The sequence below is a fragment of the Synechococcus sp. EJ6-Ellesmere genome (assembly GCF_024345875.1).
GTDB classification, from domain to species: Bacteria; Cyanobacteriota; Cyanobacteriia; order PCC-6307; family Cyanobiaceae; genus Regnicoccus_A; species Regnicoccus_A antarcticus.
The window spans coordinates 1-6,719 of record NZ_JAGQBY010000168.1 but is presented as its reverse complement, the minus strand read 5'-3'; the positions used below and the strand labels follow the sequence as shown (position 1 = coordinate 6,719).

Here is a 6,719-nt window from a genome sequence, read left to right as displayed (position 1 = left end):
GGTCTGGTGGAGTTTGAGCTCAGTGCCGCCTTCCGGCCCCCGCCGGCCAGCACGGCCCAGCTGAAGCAGTTGCAGGAGCTGGCTGCCGGTGGCATGGCCCGCCGTCTGGAGCTGTTGCAGAGGGAGGGCCTGCTGCGATGACCAACCTTCAGCAGGGCGCGCCGCCCCGGTCCATGCTCCTGCGCAACGCTCTGTTGATCGGTCTGCCCTTGGCGGCTGGTGTGGTGCTGGCCGGCCTGGTTGGCGTGGTGGGGGTGTTTCAGCCCTGGAGTCAGCTGCGCCGGGATCAACTCCAGCTCGATGAGCTGCGGGGCATGAACGAACGGTTGCCTCTGCTGCGGGCCCAGCGGGTGCGCCAGCTCGATCAGGTCAAAACCGTGGAGGGTCAGCGCTCCAGCCTGCTCAAGCTGATCGCAGGGAGTGGTCAGATCAGTACCTTCCTGGCCCAGCTGAACCGCGAGGCCACGGCCACCGGCGTGCAGCTCGATGTGTTCGAGCCTGTGGTGCCCACTGCGGCGCCCACTGCCGCGGCCGCCCCGGCCTCTGGGGGCAAGGAGAAGGAAGCGGGACCTCCACCGGACCCTCTCGAGGCCGATGGCCTGCGCAAGACCACCTTGCTGCTGAGCGCCCGCGGGCGCTACCCGAACTTGCTGGTGTTCCTGCGCCGCCTGGAGCGCCTCAGTCTGCTGGTGGCCCAGAGCGATCTCAACCTCGACCTGGAGGCCATCCGCGCCCAGGCTCAGCCTGTCGCTAACAGGTCGGCAGCTCAGGCGCAGCGCATTCCCCAGGTGGTGCTGAAGCTGAACCTGGCGATCTACGGCGCAGGCCCAGCCGTCAAGCCCTCCGGCAAACCGGCCAAGTCCGCCGCCGCCCCACCTCCTGCGGCCACGTCACCAGCCGCCAGTCCCGCTGCCCCGGTGCCCCCGGCTCCACCCCAATGAGGAGTCAGGGGCCACAGTTGCATTTGGTCATCTGGTGCTTAAAGAACACTCCTCGTAACATTCCGACTTGATGGATGCGTTGATGGGCTCAGCTGGTCTTGGATTCCGTGCTGGGTTGTGGCTGGTCGCCAGCAGTACCCTGCTGGCGACCTTGCCCCTGGCGGTGACCCCCGCTCCAGTCCTGGCCCAGGCGGCCATTCGCTCCGACGGCCTGCAACTGAAACTTCGCCGTCTGCCCGATGCCCTGGAGCTGCTGATCCAGGACGTCGGCACCGGCAGCGACCTGCGTCAGCAGATGCACGGTCAGGTGTGGCTGGGTGAGCTGCGTACCCCGCAGGTCCGTGGGCTCAAGGCCGGCCCCCAGTCGCTCTCGATGACCGATGCCGGCGTGGATTCGATCACCTTCGACGGCACCGGCACGGAATTCCAGCTGAAGGTGACGCCGATGCAGGGGCGCAACCTGGGCACGCCGGTGGTGAGCAGCGACGGCCGCGACCTGACCGTGCGCTTCATCGCCCCCCAGCTGCCCGTGAGTCAGACGGCCCGGGTGGACCTGCGGGCCCCCACTCGGGTGCCCACCTCGTCCTTTGTGCCTCCCCTGCGGCCCCGTGCCGTGGCACCCCCTTCCGGCGACATCGCGGTGGGCACGATGACGATCCGCAACCGCGGTTATCTCAGCCTTTACGGTCCGCCTGTGACGCTGACCACCCGCAGTGCCAACCCGCGCGATGTGTTGATGGTGCTGGCCCAGATGGGGGGCTATGGGTACGCCTATCAGGACACCCAGGCCTTAGGCAGCTTTGGTGGGACGAATCAGGGCTCAATTGGCTCGCCCCAGCGATGTGGCGTAACGCCCCGCAACCCGCTGCTGACAAGTATTCAGACTAATTCTTCTGGGCAAGGAAGCCAAGGTCAAGGAGTCCAGGATAAGCCATTTGTCCCGTGTCCAGTCTCTGTGGCATTCCTTAATGAACCCTATGAGCGGGCGTTTAACTTCGTATTGCTTTCTTCTGGGCTCCAAGCCAGAAAAGAGGGGAGCACAATCCTCGTTGGTCCGAGCGTCCTGGGAAGCACATTGGGGCCTCAGATGTCTAAGGTATACAGGCTTAATCAAGTCGGTGCGAAAGGGGCTGCTGAGTATTTGGCAAGCCTCGGCGCAATTATTAACGTTCCGAATACAAGCAGGAATGTTCAAAGTTCGGGACAGGCGACCAGCGTTGGCGCGGGCGTTACAGGAGGAGGCTCTACCGCAAGCTCTACTTCCACCTCCCAGTCAGAGACTACTACTATTCAGAGCTTTGGAAGTGGTATCGGGCCATTGGTTGGCTTGTCTGGGACAATTGACGATCGCTTAAGTACGATCACGATCGTTGGGGAGCCGTCGCTGGTGGCGATCGGCGAGCAATATCTCAAGCAACTGGATCTGCGCCAGCGCCAAGTGGCGTTGTCCGTGAAGATACTGGACGTGAATCTCACGAATGCCAGCGATATAGATAACAGCTTTGCCTTTCGCTTTGGTAATAACTTTATTGTGAATGATGGAGGCCGTTTGTTGGCGGCTTTCGGGCGCAATCTGCCGCCAACGGCCAATGACTTCCGGCGGGGTGTCCCCAATAACCTGGATGTCGAGCTGACCCCCGGAACAGGCACAACCCCTGGCACCATCACAACGACAGGCGACAACCTGCCAGGTCTTGTGGCCACTGGAGCAGCGGCACTCAATGGGGCGACCTCAACGGGAAGTTCCCTGGTGGATGGTTTCCGCCGCAACCCTGGCCTGAATTACCCCGATAACCAGTTCTTCGACTTCCTTCAGGCTCAGATTGTCTCGGAGAATGCCAAAGTGCTGGCCAGCCCCACCTTGATCCTCAGTGAAAACCCAGAGACCATTGCAGGAGGGGCGGATATCGGTGCCGGGGGTCTTTCTGGCCAGGCCGGCGATACGTCAGGCCTGAGCGCGGCTACCATCGGCCGTACCAGGTCCAATGAATCCTTTGTGACGGTAGGCCGCCAGGTGGTGACTGCTTATGACGTCACCAGCACCGCCAATGTTGGCACCACCTGTGAGCCCACCTTCAGCACCGCCGGCCTCACCTTCGGCGCCCGTGTATCCAAGATCGACGACAATGGGTTTGTGACGTTCACCCTGTCCCCGGCCATCTCCGGAGTGGTGAATCGTCAGCAAGTGCCAGGCTGTGGTGATATCGACATCCTTCGCCTCCGCCGCTTGGACACCGGCAGCGTGCGTGTGCGCGACGGCCAGACCCTAATCCTCACCGGGGTCATTTCTGATGAGGATTTCGAGGTGGTGTCCAAGTGGCCGATCCTCGGTGATCTGCCACTCCTGGGACAGTTCTTCCGAAAGACAACCGGCTCTCGAAATAAAAGCGAACTCGTGATCCTGGTGACGCCAAGGATCATCGACGATGAGCAGGGTGGCACCTACGGCTATGGCTACAATCCCTCCGGCCGGGATGCTCGCCGCCTGATCTACAGCCCCTGACGCTCATCTCAGAAGGCTAGGGGGGCGAAGTATTTAATCGCCAGCGGAGCCAACTGCTGGAAGATCGCTGCTGCGCCCTGCAGGAACTGGCCTCCCCAGCCATTGCCTGCGTCCTTGCCGTCCGGATTCTTTTTCAGGTCTTCCGCGCCTTTGCGCAGTTGCTGAGCCACTGGCTTTTTGCCCTGTTGCTCGTACAGGCTGGCGGCGTAGGTGAAGTCGGCGGCTGCCAGGTCGCGCTTGTCTTGCTCCGCCCGGCTAATGCCACGGGCCAGCCAGCTCAGTGGAGCATCGGGTTGTTTCTGGATCGCTTGATTGAAGTAGGCCTCGGCCTCGCTGGCTCGTCCTTGGAGCGCAGCCTCCACACCGGCATTATGCAGATCGTCGTAGCTTCTAGCGCTCGGATTCACTCCCACCGCTTGCTTCCAGTGGCTCCGGGCCAGGGCGTTCACGTCGAGCAGGGCTCCGCTGAGATCGGCTTCGCGCAGATCCGTGCCCTCCAGCTGGGCGCCGCGCAGGTCGGCGCCGCGCAGGGAGGCCCCCAGCAACGAGGTGAAGGTGAGGTCGGCACCCTGGAGATTGGCACCATCGAGCTGGGCGCGGCTGAGGTTGGCCCGCTGGAGCTGGGCCTTGCTCAGGTCGGCGTCGCGCAGGTCGGCCATGACCAGATCTGCGTCCTGCAGCCGGCAGTTGGAGCAGACCCGCTTGTCGAGCAGGCGCATCACGTCGTCGGCCTCGGCCGCCCGCACCGCTCCACCAAGGAGCTGGGCGCCGGTGGCCAGGAGCAGGGCTCCCCTCAGCAGAGGGCCATGCGATCGCAGCGGTGGCGCCATGCCGGAGGGGGGTGAAGGAAGTTGGATTCAGCGGGTGGCCGCAGCGTCGGCCTTCGGGTCGCGGAGCTCGAGGCACAGGCGACGGCCAACTTTCATCCATCCACAGCCCGCCGGCAAGAGCATCAGATCCACCATTGCGGTAACAGCTGGCTGAGCCGGGGCGGGCCGCTTGAGCAGATCTTGAGTCTGAGTCCGTTGACCCAGTCCCTGAGACTGATTCCGCTCATCGGCCCACCAGCGGGATCGGTTCCAGCCAGCCGCAGCCTTGTGGGGGGATCCTGACTCGTCCAGGCTGGGGGCCATGGGCATTCACGCTGGGGAACCCGCTGGAGCTGGCATGGACGGTGGGCCGCCGGAGCCAGCGGCGCTCGAGCGCCATGGCGGCAACCTGGAGGCCGTGGCCCGGCGGCTGGGCTGCCGACCCACTGATCTGCTCGATGCCAGCGCCTCCCTGGTGCCCTTCGGGCCTTCCGCCTCCGTGCGGCGGGTGCTGCAGGCCGTGCTGCGCACGCCGGCCGGGAAGCCCTCGCCCCTGAGGGATTACCCCGATCGCGAGCAGCTGCGGCTGCGTCGGGCCATCGCCGCCCACCACCAGATCGATCCGGCCGCCGTGCTGCCCGGCAACGGGGCCGCCGAGCTGTTCACCTGGCTGGCCCGCGACGCGGCCGCTGCGGGCACCAGCCTGCTGCCCAGCCCCGGTTTCGCCGACTATCCCCGGGCCCTGGCCTGCTGGGGCGGTGCCTGGAGCCCCTGGCCGCTGGCGTTGCCGCAGCCGGGAATCGTGGTCTGGCCCCAGCCCCTGCCATCAGCTCCAGCTGGTTCATCCCAGGCGCTGTGGGTCACCAATCCCCACAACCCCACCGGCCAGCTCTGGAGCCGAGCCTCCCTTGAGCCCCTGCTGGAGCGCTTCGTACTGGTGATCGTCGATGAGGCCTTCCTTCCGCTGGTGCCCGGCGGGGAGAGCCAGTCCCTGCTGCCGCTGGTGGCCAGTCACCCCGGCCTGGTGGTGATCCGCAGTCTCACCAAGTTGCTGGCGATCGCGGGCCTGCGCCTGGGCTATGCCGTGGCGGATCCTGCCCGGCTGCGGCGCTGGGCCGCCTGGCGCGACCCCTGGCCGGTGAATGGTCTGGCGGCCGCGGTGGGTGAGGCGGTAGTGGGTGATCGGCTCTGGCAGGAGCGGGTGCAGCGCTGGGTGGCGGCGGAGGGGCCATGGCTGGAGAAGCGCCTTCAGCAGCTCCCTGGCCTCACGCCGCTGCCATCGGCTGCCAACTTCCTGCTGCTGCGCTCTGAGAGCCCCCTGGTGGAGCTGCGTGAGCGGCTGGAGCGCCAGCAGCGGGTGCTGCTGCGCGACTGCCGCTCCTTTGACGGCCTCGGGGAGTGCTGGCTGCGGATCGCCCTGCAGGACCGGCGCAACAACCGCCGTCTGCTGCGGGCCCTGCGGCAGGAGATCAGCCGCTAGCCAGCTCGATCAGCAGCTCCGCCAGCCGTTGATCGGCGTCGAGCACGGCCAGGCGCTCCATGCCCGCCCGCAGACTCTCCAGGGGGTCGAGGGAGCCGCTGGCGCCGCGCAGCCGCGGACCCAGCAGCCGCCACACCGCCTGCTCCAGGGCATGGTGCTCCGGGGCGTGCTGCCACACGATCACGGCGGCGCCAGCGGCGGCGGCGGCCGCGGCGTTGGCGTCCTGGTGGTGGTCGGCGGCCTGGGGGAACGGCACCAGGATCGTGGGCGTGCCGCAGACCGCCAGCTCGCTGAGGCTGCCGGCCCCCGCCCGGCTGATGGCCAGCTGGGCGTTCTGCAGCAGGCCCGGCAGCTCGTCGCTGAAGGGCCGCTCGATGTAACCGGGGATCTGCCGGAGGCCGGCGTCGGGATCATTGCTGCCGGTGAGGTGCACCACGCGGCAGCCGGCGGCCACCAGCTTCGCTGCCAGGGGACGCACCATGCGGTTGAGGCCGAGGGCCCCCTGGCTGCCGCCCATCACCAGCACCAGCGGGCCATCGCCCGCTGGCACCCAGCTGGGCAGGGGGGTGGGCTGCAGGAACTCAGCCCGCACCGGCGTGCCGGTGACGAGGGGCCGGCAGTGGGGCAGACGCTCCGCCGCTTCCCGCAGCCCCACGGCCACCCGGCTGCAGTGGCGACCGAGCAGGCGGGTGACCCGGCCTGGGATGGCGTTGGATTCATGCAGCACCACCGGCACGCCGCACCAGCGGGCCGCCAGGATCGCGGGGGCGGCGATATACCCACCGGTGCTGAACACCAGGCCGATGCCCTCCCGACGGATCAGCCGCCTCACCGCCACGCTGGATCCGATCAGGCGCAGCAGTTGCCAGAGCTTGCGCAGCCCCTTGCCCTGCAGTGCCCCCGCCCGGGGCGTGTGCAGGGGGTAGCGGCTGGGCACGAGCTCGCGCTCGAGGCGGTTGGGCACCCCCAGCCACTGCACCTGCCAG

The 6,719-nt window shown here is 66.7% G+C and carries 5 protein-coding genes; 3 read left to right on the top strand and 2 right to left on the bottom strand.

The window, feature by feature from the left end; all coding sequences use genetic code 11:
- The first annotated feature begins 173 nt into the window (after positions 1-173).
- Positions 174-941, top strand: coding sequence for a hypothetical protein (locus KBY78_RS14990; protein WP_255144309.1), 768 nt, complete (start codon positions 174-176; stop codon positions 939-941).
- A 70-nt stretch (positions 942-1,011) separates the two neighbouring features.
- A complete protein-coding gene (locus KBY78_RS14985; RefSeq protein ID WP_255144308.1) occupies positions 1,012-3,444 on the top strand; it encodes a type II secretion system protein GspD in 2,433 nt (810 codons plus the stop codon).
- A gap of 8 nt (positions 3,445-3,452) precedes the next feature.
- Here KBY78_RS14985 and KBY78_RS14980 read toward each other — a convergent pair whose 3' ends face one another.
- Positions 3,453-4,274, bottom strand: coding sequence for a pentapeptide repeat-containing protein (locus tag KBY78_RS14980; protein WP_255144307.1), 822 nt, complete (start codon positions 4,272-4,274; stop codon positions 3,453-3,455).
- A gap of 337 nt (positions 4,275-4,611) precedes the next feature.
- Here KBY78_RS14980 and KBY78_RS14975 point away from each other — a divergent pair, with 337 nt between their 5' ends.
- Positions 4,612-5,733 carry a histidinol-phosphate transaminase gene (locus KBY78_RS14975; RefSeq protein WP_255144311.1) on the top strand — a complete coding sequence of 374 codons (1,122 nt, stop codon included), beginning with the start codon at positions 4,612-4,614 and terminating at the stop codon, positions 5,731-5,733.
- Here the strand turns inward: KBY78_RS14975 and KBY78_RS14970 are convergent.
- Positions 5,723-6,719 (bottom strand): glycosyltransferase (locus tag KBY78_RS14970; protein WP_255144306.1); only part of this gene is annotated, 997 nt, incomplete at its 5' end. The two genes, KBY78_RS14975 and KBY78_RS14970, sit on opposite strands and share 11 nt — an antisense overlap.

What these genes read in the sequence shown, in the direction of transcription:
- KBY78_RS14990 (WP_255144309.1), top strand. Translation starts at nt 174, where the DNA reads ATGCTCCTGCGCAACGCTCTGTTGATCGGTCTGCCCTTGGCGGCTGGT.
- KBY78_RS14985 (WP_255144308.1), top strand. Translation starts at nt 1,012, where the DNA reads ATGGATGCGTTGATGGGCTCAGCTGGTCTTGGATTCCGTGCTGGGTTG.
- KBY78_RS14980 (WP_255144307.1), bottom strand. Translation starts at nt 4,274, where the DNA reads ATGGCGCCACCGCTGCGATCGCATGGCCCTCTGCTGAGGGGAGCCCTG.
- KBY78_RS14975 (WP_255144311.1), top strand. Translation starts at nt 4,612, where the DNA reads ATGGACGGTGGGCCGCCGGAGCCAGCGGCGCTCGAGCGCCATGGCGGC.